Below are 16,168 nucleotides of genomic sequence, written 5' to 3'. Positions count from 1 at the left end.
GTCAGCCCCTGCCCAGCGCGGCCATATGCGCTTCGATGGCCTTGACCGCCGCACCGGCGCCGTCCTCCTGGGCGATGGCCGCCCCGAGGCGAGCGGCATTGGCCCGGTACGAATCGTTTTCGGTGAGGGCGCGCAACGTCCCGACCAGATGGTCGGCGGTCATCTTGCGCAGCGAAATCGTTCCGGGGCTCACCCCGTGATCGATCAGCCGCTGCGCCCAGAACCCCTGATCCGCCTGCCCGGGCACCCCGGCGGCGGGAATCCCGGCCAGCAGGCTCGCCGAGGTGGTGCCGGCTCCCGCGTGATGGATGGCCGCCGAGATCCGCGGGAACAGCCAGTCGTAGGGCACGCTGCCGATATTGAGCACCTCGTCGCCGGTGATGTCGAGTTCCAGCCAGCCCGATTGCACCACCGCCCGGCCGCCGAAGCGCCGCAACGCCGCGTTGACGATCGCCGACATCTCTTCGCGTTTGCCCGAACGCGCCGTGGTGCTGCCGAACCCGATGAAGACCGGCGCCGGACCGGCCGCCAGGAAATCCACCAGTTCGGCGGGTGGTTCCCAGTCGGCGGGGCGCGGCGGCCACCAGTAGCCGACGACCTCCTCTCCTCGCCGCCAATCGTGCGGCCGGGGCGAGACGGCGGGCGAATAGCCGTGCAGGATCAGCCATTCCGCCGCATCGCGCCGCCGCCGCAGCTCCCGCACCGGCACCCGGGGCAGGCCCAGATCGCGGCGCAGATCGGCGATGATATTGCGGAAGATGAAGTCGTAGAGCCCGGCTCCGAGGTCGGCGATCCGCCGGTTGCCCCAGCCGCCGAGCGAGCGTGCCCCACCGCACAGCGCGGGCTGGAACTCCGCGGTCGCCGATTGCGGAGAGAGCCGCATGCCGATGGCCGGAATACCTTTCGCCTCCGCCAGCGCGTGCCCGGCCGCCTCCGACATGGGGGTGATGAGCAGCGCGTCGGCGGGTTCGTCGATGAGCGCCTCGATCACGGTCTCGTTCAGGAAGCGCTGTCCGCTCGGCCGGGCCAGGGTCTTGGCGCGTTCGTGATGCAGGAAGTTCGGGTCGGCCGGGTCGATCTCCAGGTCGGCGCCCATCACCCGCAGGTCGAGTCCGGCATCGAGGACCATCTGCTTGTAGATGCAGTGTGCCGCCATCACGACCTCGTGCCCCGATTCCTGAAGCCGCACTGCGACATCCAGCAGCGGCGCGAAATCTCCGCGTGTTCCGATGGGGGCGATGATGAATCTGCTCATCCGAGTTCTCCGCTCAGGTGTGCTTCGATGACCTTGACCGCCTGCCCCACACCGTCTTCCGCGGCGATGGCGGCGGCGAGCCGGGTGGCGTGGTGCCGCAGGGTCTCGTCGGTGGTGGCGCGCTGGATCGCCGATGCCAACCGGCCCGCCGAGAGTTTCGGATGCGGGATCGTGGCCGCGCTGACACCGAGGTCGAGCAGGCGCCGCGCCCAGAACGGCTGATCGGAGTAGAGCGGCACACCGATCGCGGGCACCCCGGCGCGCAGTCCGGCGGCGGTGGTGCCCGCGCCGCAGTGGTGCACGACCGCCGCGGTCTGCGGGAACAGCCAATCGTGCGGCACATCGCCGATGGTCAGCACATCGTCACCGTCGACATCCAGTTGCAGCCAGCCGGATTGGACGATGCCGCGCACGCCGGCCCGGCGCAGCGCCTGGCCGACCAGCTCGGAGATCTCGGCGCTGCGCGTGGCACTCTCCACCACGCTGCCGAAACCGATGAATACCGGCGGCGGCCCGGCGCCGAGGAACTCCAGCAGTTCCCCGGGCGGTTCCCAGGCGATCGGCTGCGGCGGCCACCAGTAGCCGGTCACTTCCAGCCCGCGCCGCCAATCGCCGGGGCGCGGCACCACCGAGGTCGAAAACCCGTGCAGGATCAGCCATTCCGCGGCCGTGCGCCGCCGTCGCAATTCGTGGCTCGATGCCTTGGGCAGGCCCAGTTCCCGCCGGAAGGCCGCCACCGGTCCGGCATAGAACTTGTCGAGCGCCCAGCCGCCGATATCCGCGGCGAGCCGATTGCCGAGCGGCCCGAACGAACGCGGTCCCATGGCGCTGGGCGGATGCGCGCTCGTCGCCGACATGGGCTGGAACCGCAAGCCGATGGCCGGAATGCCCTTGGCCTCCGCGAGCTGGAACCCGGCGAGCTCGGTCAACTGGCCCAGCAACAACGCGTCCGCGGGTTCGTCGCGCAGCGCCGCGATCATCCCCTCCCCCATCGCCCGAACCCCGCCGGGCGAACCGAAGGTCCACTCCATCTTGCGTTTGTCGGTGATGTCGGCGCTGGTCATATCGAAGTCGAGATTGGTTGCCATCGAACGGAATTCGAGTCCCGTCCCGGTCACCAGCTCCGCGAACATATCGTGCGCGGCCACCAGCACGTCGTGCCCGGCATCGCGCAGCCCCGCGCCCAGCCCCAGCAGCGGCGCGATATCGCCCCGGCTGCCGATGGCGGCGATGATCAGCCTGCTCACGCGATCTCCACCGTCTCGAGAATGGACAGCCAGCGCGTCACGATGGCGTCCACCCGCTCCGCGCCCAGCGCGCCCTCGGGCGAATGCACCGAATAGTGCACCTGCTCTACGCCTTCCGGCTTGCTCGACCCGAGGAACATGCTCAGGTCGAACATGGTCAGCCGCGCCTGTTCCCGCGAATGCGCGTCCGGAATCCACACGCCCACATCGCCGGTGAAGTTGAAGTAGAACTTCGGGAAGTTGAATTTCACGAACTCGGGCCAGCTTTCGGGGTGATGCCAGCACAGCAGCGTGAAGTCCTCCGGGTGCTCCGGATATCCGGCGACGGCATCGCGCAGCCGCGCCGCGAGATCCCCCGCGAAAGGCCGTACCAGCCAGGGATAGTCGTCGGAGAGCCAAGCCACGGTGCGGGCCAGGTCGGTACCGGGCCGCAGCCGGCTGTAGCGACCGTGCTTCTGCACCTGGATGGGCCGCGCCACCCCGGTCACGTCCTCGATGGCCAAACCCAGTGCGATGAGCAGGATTCGGGTGTAGCTGGCGTCGAAGGCGGCCGGCAGTGCGGTCAGCAGCCGCTCGGCCAGCGCACCGTCGATTACGCCGTCGACGTGCGCCGCCGCCGGAGTAGCCGCCCGCACCGGCAGATTGGGCTCGCTGTCGCTGGTGGACAACCAGTAATCGAGTTCGCCCGCCCGGCTGGGGGCGAGATCGTCGAGGAAGGTCGCCCATTCCGAGCCGGTGGTGACTTCGGGCTGCAACGAAATCGGTTCGCCCGCAGCCCATTGCCGCGTATAGGTCGCCACGTCGTCCCACAGCACCCACATGGCCACCCCGTCGATGGCGATGTGATGGGCGGTGAGCAGCAGAATGCCGACATCGTAGGAGCGCGTGAACAGTACGGCGGTCACGATCTTGCCGGCGGCCGGATCCAGGCGCAGATTGTTCTTCGCCGACTCCTCCTCCATCAGCGCCACCAGCTTGTCGGGTTCCAGCCCCTCGATATCGATGGCCCGCACACCGATCCGCTCGAGGTCGACCACCCCACCGGACGCGGCCTCGATCAGGCACCCGGGCGGTTCCCCGTAGCTGTATCGGCTGCGCAGGGATTCGTGCTCGTCGACGATCGCGTTGATCATCACCCGCGCATCGTCCAAGCCCATGGCCACCGGAACCGGGCAGGGAATGGTGATTCCGAAGACGGCCGGGTTCGCATCCCAGACCAGGAAGCGTTTGGCGGCGGCGGTCAGCCGCCCGGGACGCGGTGCTGTCATGTCTTGTCCAATCGGTAGAGGCGGCTCAGACCGCGGTGATATTGACCGGCCGCCGGTCCGGCATGAGCGCGTTGTCGAGCGCGATGACGGCTCCGGCGGTGAGTTCCTGGACGCGTCCGGCGCGCCACAGTTCGAGGGGCGTGTGCGCACCGAAGTAGGCGCTGGCCAGTTCGACCGGCCCGACCCGCACATCGGGCGCGGTGCCCGCCGGCGCGGGCGCCCAGCGGCCCTGCCCCGCGGTGACCTCGAGGCCGAACAGCCCCGAGCCCATGCCGTAGGGATCGGTCACCTCGATCACCCCGTGGAAGTCGGCCCGATAGGAGCGCCGCTCGAACGCCTTGGGCGCGTCGAGAATGAACATGCGCAGCTCGGCCCCCACCCCGGTGACGGCGGTGACGCGCGGATCCTCGAACAGCAGCGGGGTCGGGTCGTCGACGGCGGTTTCGAGGTGGATCTCGGCGTATTCGGTGTGCCCCAGCAGGCACCGCAGCAGTTCCCGGTGCGCGGCGGCGGTGAGCGCGCAGAAGTCGCGCACCCGCACCACGTCGCCGATCAGGTCGTACAGCACGTACCCGTCCGGATGCACGATGACGAACGATTCGTCGTCGAAGGTCGCGGCCCAGAAGTGCGCGCCGCGATCCAGCGCTCCGGGCGTGCTCCGCTGCCAGCGCTCGTAGATCTCACGGATCAGCGGCCGCGCCGCGCCGGGTCGCGATTCCCGGCACCAGCCCGAATCCGGCTCCCCCGCCAGGAGTTTCGCGCGCCGCCGGTCGATGCGCAGCGACCGGGTGTGCGCGGCGGGTCCCGCATAACCGTAGTGCGCGCCCGGACCGGGTGCGCCGCCGAAGACGTCCGCCTCGAATTCATTGGCGATATACAGCGTTTCGGCTTGCAACCGGGCGTAGATGCCCCGCTTCTGATGGGTCGGCGCGATCAGCCCCTGTGCACAGACGGCGGCCCGCAACTGCCCGCCGCCGGGCGCTGTGATCCGCATCCGCAACACCGCGAGGCTGCCGACCAGGAACGGCGCGTCCGGATCCGAGACATCCTCGGCGACAGCGATATCGGAGAGCCGGAACTGCCGCCGCCAGCTGTCGAGGTCCTTGGCCCGCACACCCCCGAACGCCCGGTCGTAGGCGTCGTGCAGGGCGTCCCAGTCGTTCTCGTGTGCCCGGCGGACGCGCAATCCGTCCATGTCCACGCTCTGCCAGCGGGCCATCAGATCCACGGTGGTCATACGCCAACACCTTTCGTCGTGAGTGAATCGGCGTGGAAGCGCACCTTTTCCAGGGCCGTGAGAATGTCCTCGACCTCGGTGCGCGCCCCGAGCAGCACACTGTGATGCAGCAGCAGGGTGTGGTCGCGGTAGTGATCGGCGGCGGGGAACCCGCGTCCGGCCGCGCGTTGCACGGCGGGATTCCAGAAGCGGGCGAAGCGCGGTTTGGTGTGCGGGCGCAGCAGGGCGCTGCGATGCAGCGGCACGCGCGGCGGGTAGACCTTGGTGCCGAGTTCGGCGGTCAGCGCGGCCGCCACGGCTTCGATGGGCGCGCCCGCGAAAGTGCCCGGGTCGAAGCGGATTCCGTACTCGTAGACGGCACGCCGATCGACCTTTACCGGTACCGGTATCGGCCGCAGGCCCGCGATGGCGTCCAGTCCGGCTTCCAGCTCCCGGGCGCGCAGTTCCCGATGCGCGTGCTGGGCGTCGAGGCGGGGCAGCTGATCCAACAGCACCGCCGCCGTCAGTTCCGGCATGCAGTAGTTCGCGCCCATGATGTCGCCGCGTTCGACCAGTTCGTACTCGCCCGGCATCGGATCGTGCTCGGCGTAGCCGCGAGAGTCGGCGCGCAGCAGCAGCATTCGCTGATACAGCTGGTGCCGGTCGGTGATCACCGCCCCGCCCTCCCCGCCGGCCAGGGTTTTGGCGGCGCCGAGACTGAACACACCGGCATTGCCGAAGGTGCCCACCGCCTGTCCCGCCCAGCGGGTGCCGTGCGCTTGGGAGCAGTCCTCGATGAGCGGGATGCCTTCGGAGAGCGTGGCGGCGAGCACCTGGTCCAGGTCGACGGCCGTGCACGCCAGATGGACCGCGATCACGGCCCGGGTACGCGCGGTGACCGCCGCGCGAATCGATTCGCCGGTGACGCAACCGGATTCGGCGTCCACATCCACCAGCACCGGCACCGCGCCGACCCGCAGCACCGCCGTGGCGGGTGCGACCCAGGTCAGTGCCGGGACGATCACCTCGTCGCCGGGGCCGATGCCGAGCGCTTCCAGCGTGATCACCAGCGCACTGGAGCCGTGATCGACGCTCACCCCGTGGGCCGCGCCGTTGTAGCGCGCGAAAGCCGCCCCGAACAACCGTTCCCGGGACTTTCCACCCTGCGGGCTGTACCAGCTGACCGACCAGCGATCCGAGCGCAGAGCCGCCAGCACCGCCCGTTCGGTGTGCTCGTCGTGCTGGGGCCAGCGCGGCCATGCCGCGGCCGCCCGGACCGGTCTCCCACCGTCTATCGCCAGCATGATCGCTACCCCACCGCCGGGAGCACGGGCGCCGCGCGCCGCGACAGCACGTCCAGTGCCGCGCGAATCTCACTGCGGGACACCGGCACCAGGGGCAGGTCACCGGTCATGGCGGGCCGGCCGAGCGCCCGCAGCAGCACGAACGGCACGCTGTCGGCCCGCGGCTCCAGGTACCCCTTCTTGTTGTCGTCGGCGATCACCCGCAGCACCTCGTCGATGCGCACGGTGCCCGGCAGATACGGTTCCACGCCCAGCCCGGTCACGATCTCGTAGTGCCGGCTCACCGCATCGTCGGACAGCCAGCCGCGCGCGTGCGAGATATGCGCCGCCACCAGCATTCCCAGTGCGATGGCCACCCCGTGCGGCACCCCGTCCGCGCCCCGCGCCCGATGGTCGCACAGCTCGATGGCGTGCCCGGTGGTGTGCCCGTACTCCAGCACCAGCCCGCTCCGCCGCTCGAAGGTATCGTCCTGGGTGACCGCCGATTTGGCCTCGATGCTGGCCTCCAGGAGCCATGCCAGCGCCGGTGGCGCACCCAGGTCACCGCCCGCGATAACCGCCCGCAGTCCCTCGATCGATTCCGGCCGAATGGCCAGGCAATTCTTCGCCATTTCGCAGAGTCCCGAACGTAATTCGCGAATCGGCAAGCTGGTGAAGAACCGCACATCGGTATACACGGCGGTCGGCGCGTAATACGTGCCGAGGCTGTTCTTGCCGACCGGACTGTTTATCGCCTGTTTCAGCGAAAGCACCGAATCCATCGCGGCAATGGTGGTGGTGGGCACATGCACCAGGCGCACGCCGCGAAACAGCAGGCTCGCCATCAGCCCGGCCAGATTGCCCGGCACCCCGCCGCCGAAGGACACCACCACCGAGCGCCGGGTGGCCCCGGCCGCCAGTGCCGTCTCGAGGTGCCCGGACAGGCAGGACAGGGTTTTCATGGATTCGCCCGCGGGCTGGGTGAGCACCACGGACGGGGTCCGCTCGCCCAGTCGCGCCAGCACTCCGGCGTACAACTCCGACACCTGATCATCGGTCACCACCACGAGCAGATCGGCCCCGAGCCCGGCCAGCCCGTCGGCGATCTCACCGACGCAGTCGGCCCCGAAAAAGTAGGGAAAGGAGCGGTCACCGATTCGAATGATGCGCGAATGCAATCCCGAGCTTTCCGGCCACGTTGAATTCACCAAGCAAATATCGAATGCGAAGTGGCGCACGGCAACCGCTCGGATACCCCAGTCATGACCTCACCCGCTGCCCGGTACCACCGGCCGAATATCCGGCCGCGGCGGTACCACCGGCGGTGGTGGTGCGATATTGCGCACACCCTCGGAAGTGTCGAACCTCCGGACAGAACCACAACGGATGCTTATCCTGGCGAATGATCTTGCGTGAAGGGAGATCCGTTGGTAGACAGCACCGTTGGCGGCAATACGCCCGCGCTACGCGCCCCCACCCTGGCCGAGTTCGTCCGCGAACGCCGGTCCCGCGCCACCGGCCGCCATCCCGCCGGGCTCACCCGCAAGGAACTCGCCGAGGCCACGCACGCCAGCCTCGGCTATATCGCGAAGATCGAACAGGGCGAGGCGCTCAATCCCAGTGCCGCGATCCTGGATTCGCTGGCCACCGTGCTGGAGCTGGATGTGGCGGCCCGGGTGCACCTGTATCACCTGGCGCAGCAGCGCCCACCCGAGCCGGTGCCGCCGCTGCGCGCCCCCGACAGCGCCATCCGCACCACCTTGCGCGCGCTGGAACCGCATCTGGCCGCCGCGCTGGACCACGGCTGGCGAATCATCGACCACAACACCGCTTTCGGCGCGGCCCTGCCCGGCCTGACCCCGGGCAGTCACGTGCTGCGCTGGATGTTCACCGATGCGCGCGCCCGCATCGTGGTCGAGGAGTGGGAGCGCGAGGCCACGCTGCTGGTCGGCCGGTTCCGCTCCTACGCCGCGTTCGCACCCGACCGCGACGATGTCGAGTCGGTGCTGCGGGATCTGGAGCGCCAGCCCGACTTCCGCCGCCTCTGGGCCGCCGGGCATGTGCGTCTGGGCCGGCCCGACCCCGACTTCGCGCTCCGCGATCCGCGCACCGCGACGGTCTCCGAGGTCCGGGTGCAGCGTTATCGCGGGACCGCCCCCGGCCCCGCGCACCAGCTGTTCATCGGCCTCACCGGCCCCGCGGAATCACCCGGGTAGACCGGCCAGGAATTCGCGCAGCAGGGCGTTGACCTCCGCCGGATGCGTGAGGTTCGGCGTCATGGCGGCGCCGATCACGGTGTGTGTCCGGGCCGGTCCGCCGAAGGCCGCCGCCAGCTGCGCGGTTTCGAACGGCCGCGCGGAGTGATCGCTGTCCCCGCGAATCACCAGCGCCGGGCAGGTGATCTCGCTCAGCAGCTCCACCACCGAATCCCGGTTGATCGAGCACTCCGCGGCCATCCGGGTCCGGTGCCGGTTACCGGCGAGCCATTTGTCCCGCCACGGCTGCTGATCCTCGGCGGTGCCGCCGATCATGAGCGAGGCCACCATGCGCGCGGTCGCCGCGAACGGCGTGCCCACCGTCCAGGCCTCGATCACCTCGGTGTAGCCCACCCGGCGTTGCGCGTCCATGGCGACCGCGGTGGAGCTGATGGTGATCACCCCGTCCACCCGCGGCCGCGCCAGCAGGGCCATTCGCAGGGCGGTGAACGCGCCGTGCGAAACCCCGCCCACCACCACCTTTTCCAAGCCCAGCTCGTCCACCACCGCCCAGGCGTCGCGCGCCAGGTCCCAGTAGCTGAACGGTCCACCGTCGTCGGTGCTCGCGCCGTGCCCGCGCGAATCGATGGTGATCACCCGGTATTCCGGCGTCAGCTCCGCCACCTGCGCCGCGAACATCTCCTGATCCATGAACAGGCAGTGCCCCAGCACTATCGCCCGTCCCCCGCCCCCGGTATCGCTGTAACTGACCTGCACGCCCCCGCGCGTGACGAACGGCATCTACCAACTCTCCAGTGTCGCTTGCGGACCCCCGACGCTATCTGAAAATGAAAGCTTCCACACGACACCAGTATTCGGGTCGATCGCCCCGCCTCACGCCGTGCGCTGCGCCCCGCGTTTGATCACCAGCGCCACGTGCAGCCGGGAGGGGCAGTCCAGCTTCGCCATCACCTGGCGCAGATGGTTGACCACCGTCCACTCGGCAATCCCCAAGCGGCTGGCGATCATGCGGTTGGTCATGCCGTCGGCCACCAGCAGCGCGATCTCCAATTGCCGCTTGGTCAGCCGGGAGATGGGCGAGTCGCAGTCGTCGGCGGCCAAGGCCGGGGCCGACAGCGCGTAGGCGACCGCCTCGTCGATGTCGAGCACCGATCCGATGGTGGAGATGGCCGGATCCGCGCTGTCGGCGGGCGATTTCGCCGCATCGACGTGATCGGTGAGCTGCGGCAGCGCGTAGGTGTCGCGAATCCAGTGCGCGGCCGCGGAGATTCGATGGACCTGCTCGGAGTACTCCTGGCCCGCGGCGTGATACGCGCGGGCACAACCCTCCAGCGCGGTGACCAGCTCGATCAGGTGCTGCTCGGGGTCCGGGGCGCGCAGCACCAGATGGAACACCTCGAGGGCGTGCTGCGGGGCCTGGGCGCGCAGCAGCGTCCGCCCGAGCGCGCCGAGCATGCCGAGCCGATCCCGGCTGTGCGGCAAGGCCATTGCCCGATCACGCAGTGCCGGCCAGCCCTCGTCGTCCCCCTGCGCGCCGTCGAGTTCGACCAGCGCCTCGATCAGCTCGCCCACCTCCCGTTCCCCCGCCGGGCGTTCCGCGTCGAGCGGCGCGGCGGCGAGCAGCGGCCGGGCCAGCTCCGGCTTGCCGATCTCGTGGTAGGCCAGCGCCAGACATCGCGCCAGGCCGGGGTCGCCGCTCTCGCCCGCCGCCGCCAGCAATCCGACCGCGTCGTGAAACCGTCCCGACCGCAGGGCCCAGCGGCCCAGCAGGTCCCGGCAGGCCGTGGCCACCGTGGCGTCCGCGCCGGACAGCAGGCCCGCCAGGAGGGTCTCGGCATAGATCAGCATGCGGCGTTCGATCCAGACGTCCTCCAGCTCCCACAGCAGCCGCACCGCGCGCTCGCCCGAGCCCGCTTCGATCAGATAGTGCACGGTGGCGAGGAGATCGGGCAGCCAGCGATCGGCCAGCGGCACGGCGGCGGCACGGCCGTGCGGCTGCGCGAGCAGGCGCGCGATCTCGGTGCCGAGCTGGCAGATGCCGTCCGCGCGCACCGCTCGAACGCATTGCGCGCGTCCGGTATCCGCGCGCAGCACCTGGCGGCAATAGGTGCGGGTGAAGCCGGAGATGGTGTAGGTCTGCTTGCCGTTCCCGGCCACGACGTGATCGAGCAGGCTGTGGTTGACCAGCTGGGTCAGGCCCTCGGTGACGACATCGCGCCACCGGCCGCTGATTTGCAGCACCTCCTCCAAATCGGCGAGCACCTCGGAGCTGGAGATCTGGAGCAGCAGGTTGGTCGCCGCGCGGCTCAGATCGGTGATGCCCCACTCCACGCAATCGCGAATCGTGCGGTGGCGCAGCGGTATATCGACGAAGGGCGACGGCGGCAACGGCTGCCCGGATCTGATCTGGAGCAGCGTCCGTTCCGCGCCGATCCGGCCGACGGCGGTCGCGGCCAGCTCCAGAGCCAATGGGACGCCGCCCAATTCGGCCGCGATCTCCTCGGCGATGGCCGGCTCCATCGCGGCGGACGCGCTGCGGAAACGGGTCTCGATGCTGTTGAGCAGCAGCTGCGCGGCCGGGCTGGGCCCGCCGGGATCCGGCGTGCTCGCGGTGGGCAGCGGCGGAACCTGGTACAGGCACTCCTGATAGAGCGCGAGGCTGCGCCGGCTGGTCACCACGACGGTCAGATTCGGGCAGCAGGCCAGCAGTTCCGGCAGTTCGCCCGCCAGCTCCCCCGCCACGCGATCGCCGTTGTCCAGCAGCAGCACCGCGCGCTCGGCCCCGAAGTGATCCGCGACCGACCGCCACCCCCGCGGATCCCCCTCCGAGTCGCCGAGCACCGCGTTCCACACCCCGGGCAGGTCGGGCGTCTCGGCCAGATCCACTGTCAGCACCGGTAATTCGACGGCGGCCAGCGCCGCGGCGGCGAGCCTGCTCTTGCCGACCCCCGCGATCCCGGTCACGGTGAGCAGCCGGATCCGGGGATCGCCGATCAGCCGCCGTATCTCGGCCGACGACGGCTGCCGGCCGATCAGTGTTGGAATTCGATATCGTCCGCCCCCGGATCCAGCATTCCCCCACTGACCGATTTCTGGCATTAGTCCCTCTCCAGCACCCGGCATAGCCCACCATCCGGACGGTGGAATCCTAGATCAGTTTCACACTTTCATCGACCCGAAAAAGTCACCGATCCCACCGGGAATCGTCCGACCAATTGCCTGGAATCCGACTGTCCCAGAAGGCTTTACGAACAACCGCCGCACTCGGCGCGAATCGATCATGCGGGCAATTCCAACCCGCGCGCCGCGGCCGCGGCGGCCACCTTATCGGGAAAGATATTGCGCAGCAGATACAGGTCCTTGCCCAGCCGCCAGCCGGGGGCCAGCGCGACCGCGTACCGCTCGAAATAGCCGAGTTGTTTCCCCATCAGAATCAGCTGCTCGGGTCCGGCCGCACCGGTGCCCCGGCCGAAATCCAGCAGCGCCGAAGTCACCGTCTTCAAATCCATTTCCGCGAGTTCACCGGAGAGCACCGGCCCCATCACCATGGCGAGTTGCTCCCCGATCGCGGTGTCGTCGGTGCTCTGCCCGGTGAACAGGCCCAGCTCGCGCAGCGCGACCGCCACCGGCGTGAAATCACCGTCGAAGGCGCTGGCCTGGAACATCGCCCGCACCAGCGCCTGCCAGGGCGGGGTCATGGTGCCGACGATGCCGAAATCGAGCATGGCCAGCCGGCCGTCCTCGAGCAGCCACAGATTGCCCGCGTGCACATCACCGTGGAAGAGCCCGTGCACCGCAACGCCTTCCAGCCACACCTTGACCAGCCGGCGGATCAGCAGCTCCGGATCCGCGCTCGCGGCACGCACCGACTCGAAACGATCCAGCGGAACCCCGCGCAACCGCTCCATGCACAGCACCCGCGGACCGCAGTACTCCCAGAAGGGTTCGGGGACAACGACTTCGGCATTGTCGCCGAAGGCTCCGAGGGCCGCGCCGATCCGCGCCTGATGCTCGGCCTCTACGAGGAAGTTCAGCTCCGCGACCGTCACCTCGTACAGATCCCGCACCACACCGACGGCATTGGCGATCCGGGCCGCCTCCGAACGCTTTTCGAGCAGCCGCGCGGTCAGCAGCGCCGCCCGCAGATCCACGATCATGCGGCGCGCGATACCGGGGCGCTGCACCTTGACCACCGCCTCGCGGCCGTCGGCCAGTACGCAGGCGTGCACCTGCGCGACCGAGGCCGCCGAGAGCGGTTCGTCGTCGAAGCTCAGGAACAGCTCCTCGATCGGACGGCCCAGATCCTCGGCGACCGTGCGGCGGACCTGCGCGGCGGTGAAGGGCGGGACATCGTCGAGGCAGCGCAGGCACGCGTCCGAGAGCTCCTCGGGAAACGCGCCGCTCGACGAGGCGATGAGCTGCCCGAGCTTCACGAAGAGCGGGCCGAGCCGCTCGAACCCGTCCACGACGCCCTCGGCCGCCGCCGCCCGCCGCGCCTTACTGTTCCCGAATCCGAAGGTGTGCTTGATGATTCGACCGGCCACGCTGCCGCCCAGCACCCCCGCGATGGTCAGCATGCGCAGCGCCTCGGCCGGACCGAAGGCGTCCAGCGCCGGGCGCTGCACCGCGAACGATTCGGCGGGCGGCAGCAACGGTTCCCGCACGGTGCGCGGGGGCAATGGTTCCGCGCTCACGACCGCACCTCGAGATCGGCGAACCGGGCCCGGATCCGCAGCCGCCACTGTTCGTAATCGGGCACCGGTCCGGGTTCGGCCGGCGGTAAGGCCGCCGCCTCGGCGAACTCGGCGATCTCGGTGACATCGGAGCGGCAGAACAGTTCCGCGCCGAGCTCGGCGCTCTCGGGCACCCAGCCCGCGTAATGCCTGGCCTTGACGGCCATCACCGCACCGATCGCCAGATCCGGGACGTGCGCGCCCGCCCGCGCGATCATCCGCTCCAGTTCGGCCCGCGACTGGCCGCCGATATAGGTGGCGGCCGCCCCGACCCCGCTCCACAGATCGCCCCGGCGATCGGGTTCGAACCCCTCGATCGCCGCGGTGACCGCGGCGCAGTCCCCGCCGTAGTAGAAGCTCAGCGCCCGGCCCACCCCCTGATCGAAGGCGCGCGGGAAGTAGTCGGGCGCACCCGCCCAGGAGTAGCGCGGGGCCCGGCGGCGTTCGAGGATCCAGCGCTTCGGATCGAAGAAGGCCCGGTCGAAGCCGTACCCGTCGACGGCCAGCCAACCCAATTGGGCGACCAGCGGATTCGAGTCGAAGCGTGGCATCGCCCGCTGCCACAGGAAACGCGGCAACCGCGACATGACCAGCCCGCAGCCGACATAGGCCATCAGCGAATGCGGTTCGCCATGGGTGCGGGTGAACTCCTCGGCCCGGTGCGTGCGGCCGCCGGCGAGCAGATCCCGCAGCGCCATGGCCGCGATGGCCCCCTCGTAGGCGAGGCTGAGATAGCGCGGTTCCACCCACTCCAGCCGCCGCGCCACTTCGTCGGGATCATCGATATCGGCCCCGTACTCGAAGCCCTCCAGCACCGCCCGCGAGACGCCCTCGAAGCGCCGGCTCACCTCGTTCGCCGCGGCCGGGAAGCCCCGGGCGGCGAATTTCATATCGTTCATGGTCGGCGCCGGCACCAGATGCCGGGCGACCGTCAGCAGAGTTGCCATCGGCTCTCTCTCGAATCCGAATTTCGTTGGAATTCAGCGGGACTGGCGGCGCAGCGTGGCCGCGCCCAACATCAGCAGGGTGACGCCGAAGGCCAGGATGATGGCCAGATCGCGCCACAGCACGGTGGTCGGTTCCGGATAGGTGCCGACCTCGCCGAGGGCCTCGGCCGCATAGCGCAGCGGCACCACATTGCCGGCCGCCCGCAACGGGGCCGACATCTCCTCGCGCGGCCAGATCAGCCCGCACAGCAGCAGCTGCGGAATGATCACCGACGGCGCGAATTGCAGCGCCTGGAATTCGGTGCGCGCGAAGGCGCTGGTGAACAGGCCGGTCGAGGAGCCGAGCACCGCGGTGGCCACCACGATGATCAGCACCACCGCCAGCTGCCCCTGGGTCTGCAAGCCCAGGAACCGGTAGGCCACCGTCGCCGCCACCGTGGCCTGCACCACCGCGACCGCCGCGAAGGCCAGCCCGTACCCGAGCAGCAGATCCAGTTTGTTCAAAGGCATGGAGAGCAGCCGCTCGAGCGTGCCGGTGGTCCGTTCGCGCAGCATGGCCACGCTGGTGATGAGGAACATCGAGGTGAACGGGAAGATGCCGAGCAGCAGCAGCCCGATCTGATCGAAAATGTCGGGCCGGCGGTCGAATACGAAGTGCAGCAGGGTCAGCAGCACACTCGGCACCACCAGGATCAGGCCGATGGTGCGGCGGTCGTGGCGCAGCTGGTTCAGCACCCGGGCCGCGGTCCACAGCGTGAGTCGAAGCGACATGGTCAGGCTCCCTGCGTGGTCGGGTCGAGCTGCCGTTGCTGGGCGAGCACCAGTTCGAGGAAGGCCTCCTCCAGATTCGGCACGCCGGTGGCGGCCCGCAGTTCGGCGGGCGTCTCGTCGGCCAGCAGCCGCCCTTCCCGCATCAGCAGCAGGCGATCACAGCGTTCGGCCTCGTCCATCACGTGGCTGGAGACCAGCAGCGTGGTGCCGGCCGCGGCCAGCGCCCGGAACTGATCCCACAGATCCCGGCGCAGCACCGGATCCAGCCCGACCGTGGGTTCGTCCAGCACCAGCACCTCGGGCCGGGCGACCAGGGCACAGGCCAGCGACACCCGGGCCCGCTGCCCGCCCGAGAGCTGCTGCACCAGCTGTCCGGGCCGGTCGTCGAGCCCGACCTCGCGCAGGGTGCGATCCACGGCGGCCGGTGAAACCCCGTACACCGCACCGAAATACCGCACGTTCTGCCGGACGGTGAGGTCGTCGTAGACGGCGGGCTGCTGGGTGACATAGCCGATCTTCGGGCGCAGGGCGGCGCTGCCGGCGGGTCGCCCGAGCACCCGCACGCTGCCCGCCTGGATGCGCTGCACGCCGACGATGGAGCGAATCAGCGTGGTCTTACCGCACCCGCTGGGCCCGAGCAGCCCGGTCACGGTGCCGGGCGCGACGGTGAACGACAGCCCCCGCAGCACCGGGGTGCCGTCCCGGGCGACGACGAGATCCGCGACGGCGATGGCCGCGGCGCCTGCTTCGCTCATCTCAACCCACTCGATACATCTTGTACTGGAGACCGAATCCATCGATGAAGCGGCCCTCGCCCAGGAACATGGTGTGGTTGACCCACGCGAAATCGGAGTCGCCGGTCTCCAAAGTCGGTGTCACCCGGAAGTATTGGTCGTCGAAGTCGGTGCCGGTGCCCGCGGCGATGGCCTGCTGCACCGGCTCGTTCAGTTCGATCAGGCCGGGGAAGGAGGCGTAGATAGCGCCGCCGTCCTGGGTCTGGAACTGCACCCGCACATCGAGCCGGACCCAGCCGTCGGGGCCGATCAGCGCCCAGTCCCCGCCGCCGGAGAGCACTTTGCCGGTGATGGTGGCGACCTCCGGTACCCCCGGCTCACCCTCCAGCACGCCGTCCAGGATCTCGAAGAACATGCGCACGCCGTAGGGACCCGGTCCGATCATGACGGGCGGTTTCAGATTGGCGGTGACGGTGCCGATATGTGTCAGTTCCATGG

At 69.6% G+C, this 16,168-nt stretch carries 14 protein-coding genes; 1 reads left to right on the top strand and 13 read right to left on the bottom strand.

Annotated features, from left to right (window positions below; all coding sequences use genetic code 11):
• Position 1: 1 nt before the first annotated feature.
• From NI1_RS29000 to NI1_RS28975, 6 genes are read right to left on the bottom strand one after another with little or no spacing between them, the layout of a single operon-like run.
• Positions 2 to 1,255, bottom strand: coding sequence for a glycosyltransferase (locus NI1_RS29000; RefSeq protein ID WP_067826887.1), 1,254 nt, complete (start codon positions 1,253 to 1,255; stop codon positions 2 to 4).
• Complete coding sequence (locus NI1_RS28995) at positions 1,252 to 2,502, bottom strand: glycosyltransferase (RefSeq protein ID WP_067826884.1); 1,251 nt, start codon at positions 2,500 to 2,502, stop codon at positions 1,252 to 1,254. Before NI1_RS28995 ends, NI1_RS29000 begins: the two co-directional genes overlap by 4 nt.
• Positions 2,499 to 3,770 (bottom strand): condensation domain-containing protein, encoded by a 1,272-nt coding sequence (locus tag NI1_RS28990; protein WP_067826881.1) that lies wholly within the window; start codon positions 3,768 to 3,770, stop codon positions 2,499 to 2,501. Before NI1_RS28990 ends, NI1_RS28995 begins: the two co-directional genes overlap by 4 nt.
• Before the next feature lie 25 nt (positions 3,771 to 3,795).
• A complete protein-coding gene (locus tag NI1_RS28985) occupies positions 3,796 to 5,007 on the bottom strand; it encodes a GNAT family N-acetyltransferase (RefSeq protein WP_067826879.1) in 1,212 nt (403 codons plus the stop codon).
• Positions 5,004 to 6,290, bottom strand: a complete 1,287-nt coding sequence (locus tag NI1_RS28980; RefSeq protein ID WP_067826876.1) for a DegT/DnrJ/EryC1/StrS family aminotransferase — start codon at positions 6,288 to 6,290, stop codon at positions 5,004 to 5,006. The genes NI1_RS28985 and NI1_RS28980 overlap by 4 nt, the downstream gene beginning before the upstream one ends.
• Before the next feature lie 5 nt (positions 6,291 to 6,295).
• Positions 6,296 to 7,477, bottom strand: coding sequence for a 2-deoxy-scyllo-inosose synthase (locus NI1_RS28975; RefSeq protein WP_169815648.1), 1,182 nt, complete (start codon positions 7,475 to 7,477; stop codon positions 6,296 to 6,298).
• Positions 7,478 to 7,696: 219 nt separating this feature from the next.
• Here NI1_RS28975 and NI1_RS28970 point away from each other — a divergent pair, with 219 nt between their 5' ends.
• Positions 7,697 to 8,485, top strand: a complete 789-nt coding sequence (locus tag NI1_RS28970; protein WP_218026836.1) for a helix-turn-helix transcriptional regulator — start codon at positions 7,697 to 7,699, stop codon at positions 8,483 to 8,485.
• On the opposite strand, the gene NI1_RS28965 is transcribed toward NI1_RS28970, so the two are convergent.
• From NI1_RS28965 to NI1_RS28935, 7 genes are all read right to left on the bottom strand, one after another.
• On the bottom strand, positions 8,474 to 9,265 hold the full coding sequence (locus NI1_RS28965) for an alpha/beta fold hydrolase (protein WP_067826868.1): 792 nt from the start codon (positions 9,263 to 9,265) through the stop codon (positions 8,474 to 8,476). The two genes, NI1_RS28970 and NI1_RS28965, sit on opposite strands and share 12 nt — an antisense overlap.
• Before the next feature lie 93 nt (positions 9,266 to 9,358).
• Entirely contained in the window at positions 9,359 to 11,449 is a 2,091-nt protein-coding gene (locus NI1_RS28960) for a winged helix-turn-helix domain-containing protein (RefSeq protein WP_067826865.1), read from the bottom strand.
• Positions 11,450 to 11,763: 314 nt separating this feature from the next.
• A complete protein-coding gene (locus NI1_RS28955; protein WP_245663452.1) occupies positions 11,764 to 13,179 on the bottom strand; it encodes an ABC1 kinase family protein in 1,416 nt (471 codons plus the stop codon).
• Positions 13,176 to 14,165: a DUF1702 family protein gene (locus tag NI1_RS28950; protein WP_067826863.1), complete on the bottom strand. Its 990-nt coding sequence runs from the start codon at positions 14,163 to 14,165 to the stop codon at positions 13,176 to 13,178. Before NI1_RS28950 ends, NI1_RS28955 begins: the two co-directional genes overlap by 4 nt.
• A 33-nt stretch (positions 14,166 to 14,198) precedes the next feature.
• The gene (locus NI1_RS28945) at positions 14,199 to 14,936 is read right to left on the bottom strand and encodes an ABC transporter permease (RefSeq protein ID WP_067826860.1); all 738 of its coding nucleotides are present in this window, start codon (positions 14,934 to 14,936) and stop codon (positions 14,199 to 14,201) included.
• A gap of 2 nt (positions 14,937 to 14,938) precedes the next feature.
• Positions 14,939 to 15,691 (bottom strand): ABC transporter ATP-binding protein, encoded by a 753-nt coding sequence (locus NI1_RS28940; RefSeq protein ID WP_067826858.1) that lies wholly within the window; start codon positions 15,689 to 15,691, stop codon positions 14,939 to 14,941.
• A 1-nt stretch (position 15,692) separates the two neighbouring features.
• Positions 15,693 to 16,166, bottom strand: a complete 474-nt coding sequence (locus NI1_RS28935; protein ID WP_067826856.1) for a DUF3237 domain-containing protein — start codon at positions 16,164 to 16,166, stop codon at positions 15,693 to 15,695.
• Positions 16,167 to 16,168: the final 2 nt, after the last annotated feature.

It is taken from the genome of Nocardia inohanensis NBRC 100128 (assembly GCF_001612945.1).
GTDB classification, from domain to species: Bacteria; Actinomycetota; Actinomycetes; order Mycobacteriales; family Mycobacteriaceae; genus Nocardia; species Nocardia inohanensis.
This window is presented reverse-complemented; position numbering and strand designations above follow the sequence as displayed.

Coding starts and splice junctions, on each gene's coding strand:
- NI1_RS28990 (WP_067826881.1), bottom strand. CDS start 3,770: ATGACAGCACCGCGTCCCGGGCGGCTGACCGCCGCCGCCAAACGCTTC.
- NI1_RS28985 (WP_067826879.1), bottom strand. CDS start 5,007: ATGACCACCGTGGATCTGATGGCCCGCTGGCAGAGCGTGGACATGGAC.
- NI1_RS28965 (WP_067826868.1), bottom strand. CDS start 9,265: ATGCCGTTCGTCACGCGCGGGGGCGTGCAGGTCAGTTACAGCGATACC.
- NI1_RS28945 (WP_067826860.1), bottom strand. CDS start 14,936: ATGTCGCTTCGACTCACGCTGTGGACCGCGGCCCGGGTGCTGAACCAG.
- NI1_RS28940 (WP_067826858.1), bottom strand. CDS start 15,691: ATGAGCGAAGCAGGCGCCGCGGCCATCGCCGTCGCGGATCTCGTCGTC.
- NI1_RS28980 (WP_067826876.1), bottom strand. CDS start 6,290: ATGCTGGCGATAGACGGTGGGAGACCGGTCCGGGCGGCCGCGGCATGG.
- NI1_RS29000 (WP_067826887.1), bottom strand. CDS start 1,255: ATGAGCAGATTCATCATCGCCCCCATCGGAACACGCGGAGATTTCGCG.
- NI1_RS28935 (WP_067826856.1), bottom strand. CDS start 16,166: ATGGAACTGACACATATCGGCACCGTCACCGCCAATCTGAAACCGCCC.
- NI1_RS28950 (WP_067826863.1), bottom strand. CDS start 14,165: ATGGCAACTCTGCTGACGGTCGCCCGGCATCTGGTGCCGGCGCCGACC.